The sequence below is a fragment of the Streptomyces thermospinosisporus genome (assembly GCF_039526425.1).
Lineage (GTDB): Bacteria > Actinomycetota > Actinomycetes > Streptomycetales > Streptomycetaceae > Streptomyces > Streptomyces thermocarboxydovorans.
The window spans coordinates 1-19257 of the sequence record NZ_BAAAIZ010000078.1 but is presented as its reverse complement, the minus strand read 5'-3'; the positions used below and the strand labels follow the sequence as shown (position 1 = coordinate 19257).

General features: G+C 70.0%; 15 protein-coding genes. 4 read left to right on the top strand and 11 right to left on the bottom strand.

The window, feature by feature from the left end; genetic code table 11:
- The first annotated feature begins 33 nt into the window (after nt 1–33).
- The 3 genes from ABD207_RS23925 to ABD207_RS23915 all read left to right on the top strand — a co-directional run bounded on the left by ABD207_RS23925 (nt 34) and on the right by ABD207_RS23915 (nt 3127).
- Nucleotides 34–1113 carry a ParA family protein gene (locus ABD207_RS23925; protein WP_343999556.1) on the top strand — a complete coding sequence of 360 codons (1080 nt, stop codon included), beginning with the start codon at nt 34–36 and terminating at the stop codon, nt 1111–1113.
- Nucleotides 1110–2198 (top strand): ParB/RepB/Spo0J family partition protein, encoded by a 1089-nt coding sequence (locus ABD207_RS23920; protein ID WP_344015172.1) that lies wholly within the window; start codon nt 1110–1112, stop codon nt 2196–2198. Before ABD207_RS23925 ends, ABD207_RS23920 begins: the two co-directional genes overlap by 4 nt.
- Before the next feature lie 311 nt (nt 2199–2509).
- Nucleotides 2510–3127 carry a GNAT family N-acetyltransferase gene (locus tag ABD207_RS23915; protein WP_344015171.1) on the top strand — a complete coding sequence of 206 codons (618 nt, stop codon included), beginning with the start codon at nt 2510–2512 and terminating at the stop codon, nt 3125–3127.
- A 90-nt stretch (nt 3128–3217) separates the two neighbouring features.
- Here the strand turns inward: ABD207_RS23915 and trxA are convergent, their stop codons facing one another.
- The 7 genes from trxA to ABD207_RS23880 all read right to left on the bottom strand — a co-directional run bounded on the left by trxA (nt 3218) and on the right by ABD207_RS23880 (nt 13085).
- Nucleotides 3218–3550 carry a thioredoxin gene (trxA, locus tag ABD207_RS23910; protein ID WP_167995073.1) on the bottom strand — a complete coding sequence of 111 codons (333 nt, stop codon included), beginning with the start codon at nt 3548–3550 and terminating at the stop codon, nt 3218–3220.
- 41 nt (nt 3551–3591) lie between these two features.
- Nucleotides 3592–4560 (bottom strand): thioredoxin-disulfide reductase, encoded by a 969-nt coding sequence (gene trxB / locus ABD207_RS23905; RefSeq protein WP_344015169.1) that lies wholly within the window; start codon nt 4558–4560, stop codon nt 3592–3594.
- A 193-nt stretch (nt 4561–4753) separates the two neighbouring features.
- Nucleotides 4754–5755 carry an anti-sigma factor gene (locus ABD207_RS23900; RefSeq protein ID WP_344015168.1) on the bottom strand — a complete coding sequence of 334 codons (1002 nt, stop codon included), beginning with the start codon at nt 5753–5755 and terminating at the stop codon, nt 4754–4756.
- Nucleotides 5752–6477: an RNA polymerase sigma factor SigM gene (sigM, locus tag ABD207_RS23895; RefSeq protein WP_344015167.1), complete on the bottom strand. Its 726-nt coding sequence runs from the start codon at nt 6475–6477 to the stop codon at nt 5752–5754. Before sigM ends, ABD207_RS23900 begins: the two co-directional genes overlap by 4 nt.
- A gap of 25 nt (nt 6478–6502) precedes the next feature.
- Nucleotides 6503–8221 (bottom strand): protein kinase family protein, encoded by a 1719-nt coding sequence (locus ABD207_RS23890; protein ID WP_344015166.1) that lies wholly within the window; start codon nt 8219–8221, stop codon nt 6503–6505.
- A gap of 140 nt (nt 8222–8361) precedes the next feature.
- Nucleotides 8362–10653, bottom strand: a complete 2292-nt coding sequence (gene murJ, locus ABD207_RS23885) for a murein biosynthesis integral membrane protein MurJ (protein ID WP_344015165.1) — start codon at nt 10651–10653, stop codon at nt 8362–8364.
- Nucleotides 10654–10697: 44 nt separating this feature from the next.
- Nucleotides 10698–13085, bottom strand: a complete 2388-nt coding sequence (locus ABD207_RS23880; protein WP_344015163.1) for a DUF6049 family protein — start codon at nt 13083–13085, stop codon at nt 10698–10700.
- Nucleotides 13086–13290: 205 nt separating this feature from the next.
- Between ABD207_RS23880 and ABD207_RS23875 the strand changes: the two genes are divergently transcribed.
- Complete coding sequence (locus tag ABD207_RS23875) at nt 13291–14751, top strand: CCA tRNA nucleotidyltransferase (RefSeq protein WP_344015162.1); 1461 nt, start codon at nt 13291–13293, stop codon at nt 14749–14751.
- A gap of 133 nt (nt 14752–14884) precedes the next feature.
- Here ABD207_RS23875 and ABD207_RS23870 read toward each other — a convergent pair whose 3' ends face one another.
- The 4 genes from ABD207_RS23870 to ABD207_RS23855 form a co-directional block, all read right to left on the bottom strand.
- Nucleotides 14885–15358, bottom strand: coding sequence for an LppU/SCO3897 family protein (locus ABD207_RS23870; protein WP_344015161.1), 474 nt, complete (start codon nt 15356–15358; stop codon nt 14885–14887).
- 122 nt (nt 15359–15480) lie between these two features.
- Complete coding sequence (locus ABD207_RS23865; RefSeq protein ID WP_344015160.1) at nt 15481–16743, bottom strand: MFS transporter; 1263 nt, start codon at nt 16741–16743, stop codon at nt 15481–15483.
- Nucleotides 16744–16843: 100 nt separating this feature from the next.
- The gene (locus tag ABD207_RS23860) at nt 16844–17926 is read right to left on the bottom strand and encodes an inositol-3-phosphate synthase (RefSeq protein ID WP_343999500.1); all 1083 of its coding nucleotides are present in this window, start codon (nt 17924–17926) and stop codon (nt 16844–16846) included.
- A 44-nt stretch (nt 17927–17970) separates the two neighbouring features.
- On the bottom strand, nt 17971–18648 hold the full coding sequence (locus ABD207_RS23855) for a PadR family transcriptional regulator (RefSeq protein ID WP_167995092.1): 678 nt from the start codon (nt 18646–18648) through the stop codon (nt 17971–17973).
- Between the last annotated feature and the right edge of the window lie 609 nt (nt 18649–19257).

The window sequence follows — 19257 nt, the reverse complement described above, 5'->3', positions numbered from 1 at the left end:
CGCCAGGCCTCACTGGTTCACCACCCCGAAGACATGGGAGGCTCTGTTCATTGCGAGCCTGAAGTCGAGGAGAGTGAATCCTTGCGGTCCGACGCCAACATCGCGGGACCGATGACCGATCCGGTCCCCGGTCCCCGTACCGAGTCGATGGGGGCGGATGTTTCACGTGAAACGCCGCCTCCGATGGACGACACTCCCATCGGTCGTGCTGCCCAGCTGGCGGTGGAGGCTCTGGGCCGCGCCGGTGAGGGTCTGCCACGGCCTGAGCAGACGCGTGTCATCGTGGTGGCCAACCAGAAGGGCGGCGTGGGCAAGACGACGACCACGGTCAACCTTGCCGCTTCGCTCGCTCTGCACGGCGGCCGCGTTCTCGTGGTCGACCTCGATCCGCAGGGCAATGCCTCCACTGCCCTGGGCATCGACCATCACGCCGAAGTCCCCTCCATCTATGACGTGCTGGTCGAGAGCAAGCCGCTCTCGGACGTCGTCCAGCCCGTCCCGGATGTCGAGGGTCTCTTCTGCGCCCCCGCCACCATCGATCTCGCCGGTGCGGAGATCGAGCTGGTGTCGCTGGTGGCACGGGAGAGCCGCCTGCAGCGGGCCATCCAGGCCTACGAGCAGCCGCTGGACTACATCCTGATCGACTGCCCGCCCTCCCTGGGGCTGCTGACGGTGAACGCGCTGGTGGCCGGCCGGGAGGTGCTGATCCCGATCCAGTGCGAGTACTACGCACTCGAAGGGCTCGGGCAGCTACTGCGCAATGTCGACCTGGTGCGAGGGCACCTCAATCCCTCGTTGCACGTCTCGACGATCCTGCTCACCATGTACGACGGCCGGACCCGTCTGGCGTCCCAGGTCGCCGAGGAGGTGCGCAACCACTTCGGCGATGAGGTACTGCGGACGAGCATCCCGCGCTCGGTCCGTATCTCGGAGGCGCCGAGCTATGGGCAGACGGTACTGACCTACGATCCTGGATCGAGCGGTGCCCTCTCCTATCTTGAGGCGGCACGTGAGATCGCGCTGAGGGGCGTCGGCGTCAGCTATGACGCCGCACAGGCGCACATCGGCGCACAGCAGCAGAACGATCCGAGCATGGTGGAGGGCATCCAGTGAGCGAGCAACGGAGGGGGTTGGGTCGTGGTCTCGGCGCGCTGATCCCTGCCGCCCCGACCGAGAAGACGGTGCCGCCGGCCGCGATGGGGGGCAACGCCTCCACATCGCCGGCCGCGGTTCCGGTCCTGCCCAACGAACGTGGTGTGGCCGCGGCGAAGGTGGCCACGCTGCCCGCTGTTTCACGTGAAACAGAGGAGCAGTCCTCGCAGGTGCCCCCTCCGCCGCTCGGTGCGCACTTCGCGGAGATTCCCCTCGATGCCATCACGCCGAACCCGCGGCAGCCGCGAGAGGTCTTTGACGAGGACGCGCTGGCCGAGCTGATCACCTCCATCAAGGAAGTGGGTCTGCTCCAGCCGGTCGTGGTCCGGCCGACTGGTCCCGGGCGCTATGAGCTCATCATGGGCGAACGCCGCTGGCGTGCCTGCCGCGAGGCCGGTCTGGAGGCCATCCCGGCGATCGTGCGGGCCACGGAGGACGAGAAGCTTCTCCTGGACGCCCTGCTGGAGAACCTGCACCGTGCCCAGCTGAACCCGCTGGAGGAGGCAGCCGCCTACGACCAGCTGCTGAAGGACTTCAACTGCACGCACGACCAGCTGGCGGACCGCATCGGCCGGTCCCGCCCGCAGGTCTCCAACACCCTGCGTCTGCTGAAGCTCTCCCCGGCGGTCCAGCGGCGGGTCGCCGCCGGAGTGCTGTCGGCCGGCCACGCCCGTGCGCTGCTGTCCGTCGAGGACTCGGAGGAGCAGGACCGGCTGGCCCACCGCATCGTGGCCGAGGGCCTCTCGGTGCGGGCCGTCGAGGAGATCGTGACCCTGATGGGATCGCGTCCGCAGAAGGCTCAGCGCTCCAAGGGGCCGCGCGCCGGTGCCCGGGTCTCCCCGGCACTGACCGAGCTGGCGACGCGGCTCTCGGACCGCTTCGAGACGCGGGTCAAGGTCGACCTCGGGCAGAAGAAGGGCAAGATCACGGTCGAGTTCGCCTCCATGGAGGATCTTGAACGGATCCTCAGCACCCTGGCTCCCGGCGAGGGCCCGGTCCTGCAGAAGAGCCTCGCGGAGCACGACAGCGAGGAAGCCGACGACTGATCTCACGGCCGTCGGCCGAGCCTGGAGGGTGGACTGCATCCGGTGCGTTCCGGAACCAGTCCACCCTTTGCTTTGTGTCGGTATCGAGGGAATCGCTTCATGGATACGATGCGTTCGGATATGGCGCATCCTCCGGGCAGTACTTTGAAGAGCAAGGCAGGGGCCATGCGATTGACGAGCCGCAGCGGACTGGTAGGCGCGGGGCTGGGGGTGGCAGCCGTCGGCGGGTTCATCGGCAGTCTGCTCAGGGAACGAAGTGCTCTCACAGCCGCCCGCGAAGCAGCGGGCGCAGGAAGCGAGGAACAGCCGTCATGGGCCGTCGGCTCGTACCGCTCACGCTGGACAACCTTCAGGACCTTCCCCAGCGCTGTCGCTCGTGCGTCTTCTGGGAGCTCGACCCCGTCAGCGGTGAGGCAGCGGTAGAGGCGGGCACCTCCAGCCTGGAGAAGGAGTCCTGGATCTCTGCCGTCCTGCTGGAGTGGGGCTCCTGCGGAAGAGTCGTCTACGTCGACGACGTCCCGGTGGGGTTCGTGCTGTACGCGCCCCCGGCGTACGTCCCGCGGTCCACGGCGTTCCCGACGAGCCCGGTGTCGCCCGACGCGGTGCAGCTGATGACGGGCTTCATCGTGCCCGGCTATCAGGGGCAGGGGCTGGGCCGGGTGATGGTCCAGACGGTGGCGAAGGATCTGCTGCGCCGGGGATTCAAGGCGATCGAGGCCTTCGGCGACGCCTGCTGGAAGGAGCCCGCCTGTGTGCTGCCGGCCGACCATCTGCTGGCCGTGGGCTTCAAGACGGTCCGCCAGCATCCGACCTACCCGCGGCTGCGGCTGGAGCTGAGAACGACCCTGTCCTGGAAGGAAGACGTGGAGATGGCGCTGGACCGGCTGCTCGGCGCGGTGCAGAAGGAGCCCGCGCTGCGGCCGCTCTGAGGGGCGTCATCACACGAATGGGCCGACCCGTGTGGGTCGGCCCATTCGTGTTTCACGTGAAACAGACGCCACCGCGATGGCAGTCCGACGTCAGTCCGCGATGAACTCCTCGAGGTCGCGCACGATCGCGGCCTTCGGCTTGGCACCGACGATGGTCTTGGCGACCTCGCCGCCCTGGTAGACGTTCAGGGTCGGGATCGACATGACTCCGTACTTGGCGGCCGTGCCCGGGTTCTCGTCGATGTTCAGCTTGACGACCTCGATCTTGTCCCCGTACTCGGCGGCGATGGCCTCGAGGGACGGAGCGATCTGGCGGCACGGACCGCACCAGGCGGCCCAGAAGTCCACCAGGACGGGCTTGTCGCTCTTGAGGACGTCCTGCTCGAAGGAGTCGTCGGTCACGTTCTTCAGGGTGCCTGCCACGGCGGGCTCCTTAACTGTGTGGTGCGTGGGGCGGGTGGGGATCAGACAGTGGTCTTCTCGGGCTCGGCCTGGTCCTCGTCCGCGAGGGCGGCGAGGAAGCGCTCGGCGTCGAGAGCGGCGGCACAGCCGGTGCCGGCCGCGGTGATGGCCTGGCGGTAGGTGTGGTCGACCACGTCACCGGCGCCGAAGACGCCGGGGATGTTGGTGCGCGTGGAGGGCGAGTCGACCTTGAGGTAGCCCTCCTCGTCCAGCTCCAGCTGACCCTTGAAGAGCTCGGTGCGCGGGTCGTGGCCGATCGCGATGAACAGACCGGTCACCGCCAGGTCCGTGAGCTTGCCGGTCTTGACGTTGCGCAGCTTCAGACCGGACAGCTTCTGGTCGCCCAGGATCTCGGCGACCTCGCTGTCCCAGATGAACGAGATCTTCGGGTCGGCGAAGGCGCGCTCCTGCATCGCCTTGGAGGCGCGCAGAGTGTCCCGGCGGTGGACGACCGTCACCGACTTGGCGAACCGCGAGAGGAAGGTGGCCTCCTCCATCGCGGTGTCACCACCGCCGATCACGGCGATGTCCTGGTCCTTGAAGAAGAAGCCGTCACAGGTGGCGCACCAGGACACGCCCCGGCCGGAGAGGGCGTCCTCGTTCGGCAGACCGAGCTTGCGGTGCTGCGAGCCGGTGGCGACGATGACGGCCTTCGCGCGGTGCACGGTGCCGGCGGTGTCCGTGACGGTCTTGATCTCACCGGTCAGGTCGACGGCGACCACATCGTCCGGGACCAGCTCGGCCCCGAAGCGCTCGGCCTGGGCGCGCATGTTGTCCATGAGCTCCGGGCCCATGATGCCGTCCTGGAAGCCGGGGAAGTTCTCGACCTCGGTGGTGTTCATCAGCGCACCACCGGCGGTGACGGCGCCCTCGAACACCAGAGGCTTCAGCGACGCACGGGCGGTGTAGAGCGCCGCCGTGTAGCCGGCCGGCCCCGATCCGATGATGATCACGTTACGGACGTCGCTCACGGCTGATTTCCTCGTCTCTGGTCTGCGTCAGGTCGACCGGGGGAGCTTCTGTTCTCGACTCTCACCCCACCCAACGGATCCTAAGGGGCTGGCATTCCCGCTGTGTCCGGGCACACGGAGACGGCCCTGTGACGCGCACGAAGGGGGCACACACCGTACGCATTGCCGCGTCGGAGGCCGTCACTCCTCTCGGTCAGGACCGGGTGTAGGAGTGCTTCAGCAGGACCTTCGCCTCGGCTCCCGAGGAGGGATCGTCCACGCAGGTCGTCTCGACCACATAGGCGGTCACGCGGGTGTCATCCGCGGCGTCGGGGAGCACCACGAGCAACGCCTCCTTGCCCTGGTACGTGCCGTGCTCCGTGCCGAGTGCGGCATCGTCCCGGCCGATGCCCTCACGGATGCACTCCGGGACCGCCGGCTCCCTCAGGACTCGGGGGCTCGCTCCGGTGCCTTCCGACTCCACGCCGAACGGAGTGCGGGACCCGCCGCCCTTGCCCTGGCTGCTCGCCAGGAGATGGTCGACCCGCTCCTTCAGGCGCTCCCCGGAGAAGGTGTCCGCGGCAGTGGTCTCCTGCCCCTTCTCGGGAGCCCCGCCATCGTTCAGGGACGACAGCAGCAGCGAGCCGAATCCCAGGGCGGCGACGGTGAACACGGTGCCCAGGACGGCGAGCCGGCGGCGGCCCCGCAGGTGGCCCTTGCGGCCCGGACCGGTGGTCGCGGAGCGGGGACGCCCGGCAGGCCGGTCTGCGGGGGCCGATGTTTCACGTGAAACGCGCGCGGTTTCACGTGAAACATGCGCGCCATCGTCCTCGGCACTCGCCGCACGGGCGGCACCTACGGCCTCCGGGGTCCTTTCCGCCGGCGCCCCCGGCGTCTCCGCGGCCTCAGGGGCCTCGGGGGCCTCCGGGGCTTCCTCCGCCCGCGCCTGCGACGCCCTGGCGTCGAGCAGGGCCTCCGCGGCCAGTGCGGCGTCGATACGGCCGGCGACGTCGTCGGGCATGCGGAGCGGACCCGGCGCCGTGCCGAGCAGGCTCCGGATCTCCTCCAGCGAGGCATGGACGTCCGCGCAGAGCTCGCACTCGTCCAGATGACGGCGTACCGCGGTGGTCCGGTCCGGCGGCAGGAGTCCTTCGGTGAGGTCGGAGATCTCCGCGACGTCCGGGTGCTCCGCCCTGTCCTCCGTCGTCGACGTCACGCTCGCCCACCTCCGCCCTTCATAGCCGCTGGGTCACTCGGTCCTGCCTCCGGCGGATCCGCTGCACGCGGTCCCGCTGCGGGTGGGACGGCTCTGCCCGCTGTCCGGTTCCGTGCCTCGTCCGGTTTCCCGGCCTCACCCTCGGCGTCCGGCCGCAGATGGGTCAGGAGGGGCAGGAGTCTGGCCCGGCCACGGGCACAGCGGCTCTTCACCGTGCCGGTGGGCACATCGAGGATCCGGGCGGCCTCGGCGACGGGATAGCCCTGCATGTCCACCAGCACCAGTGCGGCCCGCTGATCGGCCGGAAGGGTGCCCATGGCCTCGATCAGCTGGCGGTGCAGATCGTTGCGCTCGGCGGGCGCCGCCGCGGACTCGTGCGGCTCCAGCAGCTGCTCCAGGCGCTCGGTGTCGTCCACCGGTGCGGTCTTCCGGGAGGCGGCCTTGCGGGCCCGGTCCAGGCAGGCGTTCACGGTGATCCGGTGCAGCCAGGTCGTGACGGCCGACCGTCCTCGGAAGGTGTGGGCGGCCCGGTAGGCGGAGACCAGGGCGTCCTGGACCGCGTCGGCGGCCTCCTCCCGGTCTCCCAGCGTGCGCAGGGCCACGGCCCACAGCCGGTCCCGGTGGCGGCGCACCAGCTCACCGAAGGCGTCGGGATCGCCGTCCACATGGCGGGCCAGGAGGTCCTGATCGCTCGCGTCACGGTACGCGGTGCCGTCCGCCATCGGACCCCCTCCCCCTTTTCAGGCGTCAGCCGGTGAACTTCAGGTCGGTGATGGCCTGCTTGTATCCGGCGCCACTGTATGCGTCAACGGGCGCCGACGGCATGGCGGTGATCCAGACGAGCACGTACCGGGTCTTCACCGGCTTGGAGACCTTCACCGTCGCGCTGTCCCCGGTGGTGGTCACCGTACCGAGTTTCCGCATGGCGCTGATCGGGGTCGACGAACTGGTGGAGTCCGTCGCGTACAGCGTGACCGTGGTGTGGTCGCCGCTGTAGCGCAGCCCCATCGACGACGCCTTCACCGTCTGCTCGGACCCGAGGTCGTAGACGATCCCCACACCGGGCTTGAAGGCCGGGTTCATGTCGGGCCCGTCCACGAAGCTCCTGGTGCGCCAGTAGGTCGAGGGATCGCCGTCGTAGGTCTTGGCCACGTCCTCCGGCGCCTGGGCCGACCCCTTGGCGACGTACTCCTGGGCGCCCTGGATGGCCAGCGGCTTGGGCGGCCGGGCCTTGCCGCCCTTGTCGTCCCCGTCGTTGGTCTGCGTCTTGTTGGTGTCGTCGGACTTGCCGCCCTGGTCCATCAGGGCGTCCGCGAGCTGCCAGCTGCCCAGCCCGAGGGCCGCGATCAGCAGGGCCGACACCGCCCACTTCAGCGCCTTGCCCGTGCGGCTCTGCAGCGGGGGCGGCGGAGCGGGCACCGCCTGGGGGCTGCCCGGACGGGGTGCCGTGCGGCCGTAGGTGCCCTGCTGGTAGGTGGTGCGCTGGTACTCGGGCGGCGAGGTGAACGCGGGCTCCGGCGGGCGGATGCGGGGCATCTCGCCGATCGCCTTCACCAGCTCCTCCGGCGTGGTGCAGGGCGACTCGTGCCGGGATGCGGTGGCGCCGTCGTTGGCGAGGGCGCGCATGGCGAGCTCGGACAGCCCGCGGTGGACACCGGCGCGCACCTGGTCGGGCGGGATCAGGCCGACGTCCTTCGGCAGGCCGGACAGGCCGTAGGCGTCGTTCTCGTACGGCCAGCGCTGGGTGAGCGCCGCGTACAGCAGGGCGCCGATGGACTCGGTGTCGGTGCGCTGCGGGGTGTCGGAGCTGATGCCGCGCAGCGCCGCGTTCACGGAGAGGCCGCGGATGCGCCACTGGCCGGTGGAGGTGCGCAGCACCGCATTGGGGTTGAGCCGTAGATGCGCGAGGCCCTCGCGGTGCGCCGCGGCCATGGCGGCGGACACCTGACTGACCATCTGGTAGGCGTCGTAGACCTCCAGCGGGCCGGAGGCCAGCAGCGTGGTCAGCTCGACGGCGTCGGGGAGCCACTCGTGGACCACGTAGACGAGGTCGTTCTCCTCGACCGCGTCCAGGACTTGCACGAAGCGCGGATCGCCCAGCAGGGCGGAGGAGCGGGCAGCGGCCAGCACCGAACGGGCGCGCGAGTGGTCGGCGGGCAGGATGTGCACCCCGACCGCGCGGCGCAGCTTCTCGTCGACGGCACGCCAGCTGCTGAATCCGTCCAGACGGGTGACGCACTCCTCGAGCCGGTAGCGTCTGGCGAGCTTGTGACCACTGTGCAGTTCAGGCGGCGAGGTCTTGCCGGAACCCTCGGTCCCGGTCTTCTCCTGTACCTCGTCGCTGTCCGTGTCCTGCTCCCGGTTCTTGGCCACCCCGTCGGCCGTGGACTGGTCCGCCTCCGCGGTCAGCGACTCCTCGCCGCTGTTGTCTGCCACGTCGACGGCAGCTGTGCTCCGTTCCGCCACCGTCGTTCCCTGCCTCCCCATCCGTTGCGCATCGGCCGGCGCCGTTGCGCGCCGCCCGACGCCGACATCAATTGTGCCCACAGTCCGCCGCTATGCACGACACACGGTGGCTGACGATGGTTGTGCGTCTACCCCCTGCCTCAGCGTCCCAGGCGTCCGCGGACCATGCCGACCAGTGAGTTGAGCTCCTCGATGCGCATGCGGCGTGCGGCGACGAAGAAGACGCCGAGCAGGACGGCACCGCCGGCCAGCAGCGCCGCGAAGGAACCGCCGACGCCCTGGCCCAGCGTCTGGCTGATGCCGTAGCAGGCGGCGCCGCTGAGCAGTGCGGCCGGCACCGAGGCGATGCACAGCCGGGCGTAGGTGCGCAGCACCCGGGCGCCGTCCAGGTCGCCGCCCAGCCGCTTGCGCAGCCGGCGCCAGGCGACGCCGACGCCGATCGCGTAGGCCAGTCCGTAGGAGGCGGCCATGCCGACCACGGCCCAGCGGGCCGGGAGCACCAGGAAGCACAGCCCGGAGGCGAGCGCGTTGCCCGCCGCCACGATGACCGTGTTGTAGAAGGGGGTCCGGGTGTCCTCGTAGGCGTAGAAGGCGCGCAGAACGACGTACTGCACCGAGTAGGGGATCAGGCCGAGGCCGAAGGCCATCAGCATGTAGCCCATGTTGGTCGCCTCGCTGGTGCCCGAAGAGCCGAAGATCAGGGTGCACATCGGGATGCCGAGCGAGACGAAGCCGAAGGCGATCGGCACGATGGCGACAGCCGTGTTGCGCAGCCCCTGGGAGATGTCGTCCCGGACCGCCCCGGCGTCGTCGTCGGCCGCCGAGCGGGAGATGCGGGGCAGCAGGGCGGCCATCAGGGAGACGGTGATGATGGCCTGCGGCAGGCCCCAGATGAGCTGCGCGTTGGCGTAGGCGGCGAAGCCGGTGCCCTCGACGCCGGAGTCCCGGCCGGCCGCGGTGGACAGCTGGGTCACGACCAGGGCGCCCGCCTGGTTGGCCAGGACGAACAGGATGGTCCACTTGGCCAGCATGGCGGCCTTGCCGAGTCCGTGGCCCTTCCAGTCGAAGCGCGGGCGGATCCGGAACCCGGTCTCGCGCAGGTACGGGATCATCGCCAGCGCCTGGACCACCAGGCCGAGGAGCACGCCGACGCCGAGCAGCCGCTTGCCCTCGGGCGGGATGGTCTCGACCGTCATGCCGGAGTCGGCGGCGGTGCCGTACACCCAGATGAAGGTGCCGAGGGTGACGATGATGACGATGTTGTTCAGGACCGGAGTCCACATCATCGCGCCGAAGCGGCCGCGGGCGTTGAGGATCTGACCCATCACCACATGAATGCCCATGAAGAAGATCGAGGGCAGGAAGTAGCGGGTGAAGGTGACGGCGACGTCGTTGGCGTCGGGGTCGCTGGCGACCGGGTTCGACAGGGCGCGCACCAGGAGCGGAGCGGCGAACCAGGCGAGGGCGGTGAGCGCGGCCAGGGCGACCATGACGAGGGTCAGCAGCCGGTTGGCGTAGGCGTCGCCCCCGTCCTCGTCCTCCTTCATGGCGCGGACCAGCTGCGGTACGAACACCGAGTTGAGACCGCCGCCGACGGTGAGAATGTAGATCATGGTCGGCAGCTGGTAGGCGACCTGGAACGAGTCGCCGAGCAGGCCGAGCCCCAGAGCCGAGACGATCAGCGCGGAGCGGATGAACCCCGTCAGCCGGGACACCATCGTGCCCGCCGCCATCACCGCGCTCGACTTCAGCAGGCCGCCGGCCCGGCCCGCCTTCTTGGGCGCCGGAGCCGGCTCGGGGGCGGGAGCCTCCGCCGCGGGCGGCGGGGTGGCGCCCGCGTAGTGGCCCGGGGTCGGGGTGGCGGGCCCGGGCACCGGAGCGGGGCCCTCGGGCTGCCCGGTGCCTTCCTGCCCGGCCGAGTGCTGCGCGGGGTACCGGTCGCCCGGGGGCTGGTCCGGGAACACGCCGCTCTGCTGCTGGTCGCGGAAGAGGTGCGCGAAGGCGTCCTGCTCCTGGCGGCCGCCGCCGACGAGCTCGTCCACGCCCACGTACTGCGTGGTGCGCGGGTCGTCCCCGTACGGCAGATGCTGCGAGGGGCCGTCCGGCTCCGGCGCGGGGGTCTGCGCCCACACCCTCGGATCGGGAGCGTGCGGCGGCTGGGGAGGCCTGCCGTACAGCGGCTGCTGCGGCTGGGGGGCCTGCGCCGGCGGGGGGTGCGCGGCGCGGTCGTAGCGCGCCTCGTCGACCGGGTCCTGGGCGGAGATGTCCTGCGCCCGGTAGGGGTCCTGGTCGTAGGTTTCCTGGAGGTACGGGTCCTCGGACGGCGGAGGCACCTGGCCGTGTCCGGGCGGCGGACCCTCGGGGTGGTCCGACTCGGGGTGGCCCGAGCTGCCCGCGGCATGACCGCGGTCACCGTCGTACGGCGCGTTCATGGTTACCCCACCTCATCGTCCCGGGCCGACCGGCCACGACATCGTCAACGGTCCACTCTCTCACCCGTGCCGGACGGGTCTGCGCTTTCCGGTGCGGTGTCCGCTGCCGGGTCACTCGGCTGCTGGGAGGCGCCCTCCGGTGAGCCGGACCCCGGCTCCTCGGTGGGACGCTCCCCGGCGGCCTCCGGGTTCTGCGCGTCGTCGCTCTCCTCGCCCGCCCCGGGCTCCTCCTCCGCCGCTTCACGGGCTGCGGCACGCTTGCGCTGGGTGTACATGCGGAGCCCCGCGAGGACCAGCAGCAGCACTCCGCCGCCGATGACCAGCATCACCGTGGCGGTGATCTCGGTGACCTTGACGTCGAAGGTGACGGGCTCGCCGTACTTCCGGCCGTCCGGTGTGTACAGCTGGGCCACCACGGTCGCCCGGCCGTTGGCGTTGGCGGAAGTGGTGAACTTCACCGACTGGCTGTGGCCGCCGGAGACGGTGACCGGCTGCTCCTGATAGGCGCCGCCGTCGATCTTGAGCCGGGTCGGGTTGGTGGAGGTCAGGCGCAGCACCAGGTGGTCGACGCCCTGGACCAGGTTGTTCTGCACCGTCACCGGGATCGTGGCGCTGCGGCCGGAGAGCTTCGTCTCGGACTTCTCGATCAGCTTCACCGAGTCGATGAGCCCGTCCAGGTAGGTCTCCACTCCGCTGCGGTAGATGGCCGCGTCGGCGGGGCGGCCCCGCCACGAGGCGGACATGGCCCGGTTCAGGGCGCGGCCGAACGGGGTCACCACCCGGTCCGCCTCGGAGAGGATCACCTTGAAATTGTCGAGCTTGTCCTGCGTCCTCGCGATCTGCTCGAACGCCGACCGGCGCAGCTCCTGCTTGCGCAGCGAGGCCGGGTACGCGCCCGCGGAGGGGACGGTGGGCTGGGCCGCCGGGTCGGGCTTGGCCTTGGCGGCCGCGGCGAGGCCCTGTGAGTCGGACCAGGAGGCGTTCTGCAGCGCCTTGACCGCCTCGGCCATCGTCTGGGCCTGGCTCGCTGACGGGGTGCGCTGGGGGGCGACGACGATGCTGCGCTGCTTGTTGGTCTGCAGGCCGAGCATCAGGCTCTGGGCGAGGAACCGCTGGGTGGCCAGCGTGGACCCGGAGGCCTTGGCCATGTCGCCCTGGAAGGCCGTGGACAGCCGTGCGTCGGCGACCACCGCGGTCGTGCCGCCACCGATGGGGCGCGGCGCCGAGGGCGTGTACGACAGCCCGCCGTTCTCCCGGAAGGAGTCGCTGCGGGCGATCACCTTGTCGGCGCCCGCGGAGGTGGCGACCTTGATGATGGACGGGTCGACCGCGCCGCTCACGGGCCAGGCGAAGTCCGTGGCGGGGGTCATGTGGAGGATGGTCCGCACCGTTTCGACGGCGGCGTCGGTGGCTTCCTTGAGGTGGTTCAGCGAGCCGGCGACCGATGTGCCGTGATGGGCGAGGGAGGCCAGGTCCGGGTCGCCGAACGGCAGGGCGACCACCTCCTTGTCCTCCACCGCCTGCTGCAGCTGGGCCAGCCATCGCTTGGCGAGCTGCTGATTGCGACCGGTGACGTTCTCGTCACCCTCGCCGCGGACCTCGTAGCTCTCGGTCATGGCGTCGACCGAGGCCAGCAGGTCGGGGTCGATCACCCAGGTGACGTCGAGCTCCTTGCCCAGCGACACCATCCGGTCGAGCCGGCCGCCGGGTGCGATCTCCTTGGCGAGGTCCTCGTCACGGAAGACGGGGGTCTGCTGCTCGTTCGAACCCGTCTCCGCCGTGACATGCACATCGGAGATCAGCGGCCACAGGACGGTCGTCTTCGTCCTGGTCTCGGCCTCGTCGGGCTGCCAGGGAAGGAAGGTCCGCTGGACGCCGAGGGTCTGCTCCCATTGCTGTGCCGCAGTCTGCCCGGTCAGCTGCACGGACAGCTGGTAGACGCCGTCCTGGCCGAGGTCCAGCTCGTCGACCGGCACGGAGATGCTGAAGGGGCGCGAGACACCGGGGGTGAGCTTGTCGAACTTCTCGGTGAACTTGCCGCCGATCTCCTGGCCGACGGGAGTGCGGACGTCGCCGCTGTTCCTGGCGACCGTGTCGATGCCGGAGCGGGTGGTCAGCCGGGGACCCACGCTCAGGCCGACGTGGGCGTCCGTGACGGCCTGCTTGCCCTTGTTGGTGACCGTGCCGGAGACGGTGACCGTGTCCCCCTCGCCGGGGATGCTGGGGGTCAGCGTGTCCACCGAGACGGAGACGGAGCCCGTCGCGGCCGCGGCGCGGGGAGCGGTCCGGCCGGAGTCGGCCGCCGCGGGCTGGGCGGGCAGCTGGAGGAGCCCGGCCAGCAGCGGCACCCCGGCGAGCAGGGCTCCGGTGCGCCGCAGCCAGCGGCGGGCAGGTGAGGGACTGGTCCCCTGGATAGCTGCCGCCTCGGCCACGCGCTCGCCCGTCCCTTGTCGTCGTCAGTGGTCGTCGGAAAGTGGTCCCCGCATGGTAACGATGCGAGCTGAGAGGTAGTGCCACGGACCGCCGCGCAAGATCGGGAAGTGGATCGGCCTGTTGCCCTGTGTGCCGGCCGGGGTGACCCTCTGCGCATGTAATGGGGAGGCTGCGGGCTGCCTGGGCCACGTACCCTCTTCTGTTGTGCCGAACGCCAAGGAAGAAACCAGTACCCCTCTCAGCCGGGTGCAGGAACGCGGAGTGAGCGAACTGCTCCGGGTCGCGCCTGTTGCCGACGATCTCGCCCGCCGTTTCCAGGAGGCGGGATTCTCACTCGCACTCGTCGGCGGCTCGGTACGGGACGCACTGCTCGGCCGGCTGGGCAACGACCTGGACTTCACCACGGACGCCCGCCCCCAGGACGTGCTGCGGATCGTGCGGCCCTGGGCGGACGCCGTGTGGGACGTCGGCATCGCCTTCGGGACGGTCGGTGCGCAGAAGGACGGCTTCCAGATCGAGGTGACGACGTACCGGTCGGAGGCGTACGACCGCACCTCGCGCAAGCCCCAGGTGTCGTACGGCGACTCGATCGAGGAGGACCTCGTCCGCCGTGACTTCACGGTGAACGCGATGGCCGTCTCGCTCCCGGAGAAGGTCTTCATCGACCCGCACGGGGGCCTGGACGACCTCGCGGCCCGGGTGCTGCGGACGCCGGGCACGCCGGAGGCGTCCTTCTCGGACGACCCGCTGCGGATGATGCGGGCCGCGCGCTTCGCCGCCCAGCTGGACTTCGACGTGGCGCCCGAGGTCGTCGCGGCGATGACGGAAATGGCGGGACGTATCGAGATCGTCTCCGCGGAGCGGGTGCGCGACGAGCTGAACAAGCTGATCCTTTCCTCGAACCCGCGCAAGGGCCTGACGCTGCTCGTCGACACCGGGCTGGCGGATCATGTGCTGCCCGAGCTGCCGGCGCTGCGTCTGGAGAGTGACGAGCACCACCGGCACAAGGACGTCTACGAGCACACGCTGATCGTCCTGGAGCAGGCGATGGCGCTGGAGGACGAGGGCCCGGACCTCACCCTGCGCCTGGCCGCCCTGCTGCACGACATCGGCAAGCCGCGCACCCGCCGCTTCGAGAAGGACGGCAGGGTCTCGTTCCACCACCATGAGGTGGTCGGGGCGAAGATGGCCAAGAAGCGGCTGACGGCGCTGAAGTACTCCAACGAGCTGGTGAGGGACGTCTCCCGCCTGGTGGAGCTGCACCTCCGCTTCCACGGCTACGGCACGGGGGAATGGACGGACTCGGCCGTGCGCCGCTATGTCCGTGACGCGGGCCCGCTCCTGAACCGCCTGCACAAGCTGACCCGCTCCGACTGCACCACTCGCAACCGGCGCAAGGCGGCCGCGCTCTCCCGTGCGTACGACAGCCTGGAGGAGCGCATCGCCAAGCTCCAGGAGCAGGAGGAGCTGGACGCCATCCGCCCGGACCTCGACGGCAACCAGATCATGGAGATCCTGGGCATCAAGCCGGGCCCCGATGTGGGCAGGGCTTACAAGCACATGCTGGAGCTCCGCCTGGAGAACGGCCCGATGCCCCACGACGAGGCGGTCGCGGCCCTCAAGCAGTGGTGGAGCGAACAGCAGAGCGGCGAGCAGCAGCGCTGAGCCGCGGAACGGGGGCACGTTTCACGTGAAACATGCCCCCGGGGCTCTCTCCCGCGACAGGTTGCGAAAGGCGGGTCATGTTTCACGTGAAACATGACCCGCCTGTTCGGTGACACCAGGTGCTCAGGTCCGGTCAGACATCGCCGAAGCAGAGCAGGAACTCCTCGCCGTCGCCGGTCTCGGCGTAGAAGCCGGTGGCTCCGTCGACCTTGCGGCACTCGGCCTCGGCGGTGAAGGACGTGAAGTGGCCCTCGACCTTCTTGAGGACCTTGCCCTCGGCCTCCGAGGAGGAGCAGTCGACGACCTCCATGCGGTCCGAGGAGGAGGAAGCGGACTTCAGGCAGTCGCCCACAGCGGCCTGGTCGGCATCATCGCGGCTGGCGATGTAGCCGCCGATCGCGACGCTGACGACGACCACGGCCAGCACGATGTTCTTGATCAGCTTGAAGCTGACCTTCCGCTGCGGCTGGGCCGGCGGCACCGGAGCCCCCGGAGGCGGGAAGCCGGGCTGGCCCGCCTGCTGGGGGAAACCGCCCTGGGGCGGCTGGCCGTAGGGCTGCTGCTGGCCCTGGGCGAACGGGTTGCCCTGGGGCGGCGGAGTGGTCACTGGGGGTCCCCCTCAATACATGGGTGCTGACGCGAAAAGCTCGCTCGTAAGACCCACGTAAGCTATCGGCCGCCATGGACATCTCAGTAGCTTCCTGGGGCTCTGTGGCACTGATGTGACACTTACTGGCGCTCAAAACGGGCCATAAGCGCAGCTACTCCTCCGTAGATCACGGCGATCGTTACGACCAGCGGAACCGAACGCCCGTCCGGAGGAAGCATCAGGGCCGCCACCGCGGCGGCGCTGACGAAGGCCACATTGAACAGAACGTCGTAGACGGAGAAGATCCGGCCACGGAAGTCGTCCTCGACCAGGGTCTGGACGATGGTGTCCGTCGCGATCTTGGAGCCCTGGGTGGTCAGTCCCAGGACGAACGCCCCGGCGAGCAGGGGGACGGTGGCGAAGAGCAGACCGAGGGCCGGCTCCAGCAGCGCAGCCGCCCCGGCGCACACCACGATCCAGCGGCCCGGCCCCAGCCGCCCCGCGGCCCACGGCGTCAGGACGGCGGCCGCGAAGAACCCGGCGCCCGAGAAGCCGAGCGCCAGCCCGAGCAGCGCCAGTCCCCCGTCCGTGCTCGACGTCAGCGCATAGCGGCTCAGCATCAGCACCATGACGAGCATGGCCCCGTAGCAGAACCGCATCAGGGACATCGCGGTCAGCGCCCAGGCGGCCTCCCGGCGCTGCGGTGCGGCGACATGCCGTACACCGGCCACCAGGTCGCGCGCGGTGCCGGACAGCGCGGTGGCGAGCCGGGGGTTGACGAGGGCGCGGTCCGGTCCGAGGAGCTCCTTGGCGATGCGCAGGGAGGCGAGGGCCGCGCACAGATACAGGCCGGCGCCCACGACCACCACGGCCGCGTCGGAGTCCGCGATCAGCAGCCGCACCAGGAAGGCGAGTCCGCCGCCGACGGTGGCGGCCAGCGTCCCCGCGGTCGGCGACAGCGAGTTGGCGACGACCAGCCGCTCGGTGTCCACCACCCTGGGCAGCGCGGCGGACAGGCCGGCCAGCACGAAGCGGTTGACGGCGGTGACGCACAGGGCGGAGACGTAGAGCAGCCAGTCGGGGACGCCGCCCAGGATCAGCACGGCGGTGACCGCGGCCATCAGGGCGCGCAGCAGATTGCCGTAGAGGAAGACCTGGCGGCGGCGCCAGCGGTCCAGGAACACCCCGGCGAACGGCCCGAGGAGCGAGTAGGGGAGCAGCAGCACCGCCATCGCGGAGGCGATCGCCGCGGCCGAGGTCTGCCGCTCCGGGGAGAAGACCACATAGGCGGCGAGCGCGACCTGGAAGACCCCGTCCGCCCCCTGGGACAGCAGCCGTACGGCGAGCAGGCGTCGGAACCCCTGGAAGCGCAGCAGGACGCGCAGGTCACGGACGACGGCCATGGCGCACAGCCTCACATACGGAGAGGGTCTCCGGGCCGTGCGACCCGGAGACCCTCAACTGCCCGCAGAGGCAGGGTTCCAACTGCCTGCTTGGCAGGGTTCAGCGCTCGACCTCGCCCCGGATGAACTTCTCGACGTTCTCGCGGGCCTCGTCGTCGAAGTACTGCACCGGCGGGGACTTCATGAAGTACGAGGAGGCCGACAGGATCGGGCCGCCGATGCCCCGGTCCTTGGCGATCTTCGCGGCGCGCAGGGCGTCGATGATGACACCGGCGCTGTTCGGGGAGTCCCAGACCTCGAGCTTGTACTCCAGGTTCAGCGGGACGTCACCGAAGGCGCGGCCCTCGAGGCGGACGTAGGCCCACTTGCGGTCGTCCAGCCAGGCCACGTAGTCGGACGGGCCGATGTGGACGTTCTTCTCGCCCAGCTCCCGGTCGGGGATCTGCGAGGTGACGGCCTGCGTCTTGGAGATCTTCTTGGACTCCAGGCGCTCGCGCTCGAGCATGTTCTTGAAGTCCATGTTGCCGCCGACATTCAGCTGCATGGTGCGGTCCAGGATGACACCGCGGTCCTCGAACAGCTTCGCCATGACGCGGTGCGTGATGGTCGCGCCGACCTGGGACTTGATGTCGTCACCGACGATCGGCACACCGGCCTCGGTGAACTTGTCCGCCCACTCCTTGGTGCCGGCGATGAAGACCGGGAGGGCGTTGACGAAGGCGACCTTGGCGTCGATGGCGCACTGGGCGTAGAACTTCGCCGCTTCCTCGGAGCCGACGGGCAGGTAGCAGACCAGGACGTCGACCTGCTTGTCCTTGAGGACCTGGACGACGTCGACGGGCTCCTCGGCGGACTCCTCGATGGTGGCCCGGTAGTACTTGCCGAGACCGTCGAGGGTGTGGCCGCGCTGCACCGTCACGCCGGTACGGGGGACGTCGCAGATCTTGATGGTGTTGTTCTCGGAGGCGCCGATGGCGTCCGCGAGGTCGAGGCCGACCTTCTTGGCGTCCACGTCGAAGGCGGCGACGAACTCGACGTCACCGACGTGGTAGTCGCCGAACTGGACGTGCATCAGGCCCGGCACCTTGCTCGCCGGGTCGGCGTCCTTGTAGTACTCGACTCCCTGAACCAGCGATGCCGCGCAGTTGCCCACGCCGACGATGGCTACGCGAACCGAACCCATTCCGGTTGCTCCCTGTGTGTACGAGTGAGGCCCTGAGGTGGGTCTCACGTGGCGGTGTCGTCGGGCGTATCCGGCCGGGGATCGTCCCCGGACCGGGGCAGGCCGCCCGTCGCTCCAGATGTCCTGTCCTGCTGAGCGGCTCCCCCAGGGGCGGAACCCCGCAGGTCCCGCCCGGCGCGCTCACTCTCGATGAGCTCGTTCAGCCAGCGCACTTCGCGCTCCACGGACTCCATTCCGTGGCGCTGGAGCTCAAGCGTGTAGTCGTCGAGGCGCTCCCGGGTGCGCGCCAGTGAGGCGCGCATCTTCTCGAGACGCTCCTCCAGGCGGCTGCGGCGGCCCTCCAGCACGCGCATGCGTACGTCGCGCGACGTCTGCCCGAAGAAGGCGAACCGCGCGGCGAAGGTCTCGTCCTCGTACGCGTCGGGGCCCGTCTGCGAGAGGAGCTGCTCGAAGTGCTCCTTACCTTCGGCCGTCAACCGGTAGACGATCTTGGCGCGTCGGCCGGTGAGGGTCGCGGTGGCCTCGCTGGTGCTCCCCGGCTCCTCGATCAACCAGCCGTTGGCGACCAGCGTCTTGAGGCAGGGATACAGCGTCCCGTAGCTGAACGCCCGGAAGACGCCCAGCGACGTGTTGAGCCGCTTGCGCAGCTCATAGCCGTGCATCGGAGATTCGCGGAGCAGGCCGAGTACGGCGAACTCGAGGATCCCGGAACGCCGGCTCATCGTCGCCTCCTCTCGTCCCGTATGCCGCTCTGATGTATCGACTCGATACATCACGACGATAGAACGGCCCTCCGGATGCGACAAGAGGGAGTGTGGTGAACGGGATCACATCCCGGATTCATACCGAGCAAGTTGCCTGATTTGAGGTGAACTTCTGGGCTCGGCAGGTTTTGGCGGTGCGTAGTCTGTGCGCCATGCACACCACCGGGAACCGAGTGACGTCTGTGGGCGTCCCTGTCCCCGGTGCAGTACGGGCTGAATGCGGCCAGCGCCGTATCCGTACTTCGGGGGGACCGGAAACCAGCCGCCGTTCCAGGCGCGCAAGGGTGCGCCTGCCCGAGGAGTAGTCGTTCGATGAGCGAGCACCGTCGCAAACCGCCGCAGGGAGGCGGACGTGCCGCGGCCCGACGCGGCCAGTCCGGCTCGTCCTCCGGCCGCCGCGCGGCACCGCGAGGCGCCACCGGGTCGCCGTCCGATTCCTACGGGCCGGGACCCCGCGGGGGCGAAGGGCCCATGTACGGCGGCCGCGCCGAGGCGCGGCGCGCAGCACAGAGAGGCGGCAGGCGCCGGGCGTCGGACACCGGGCCCGGCAGCCGGCGCGCCGGCGCG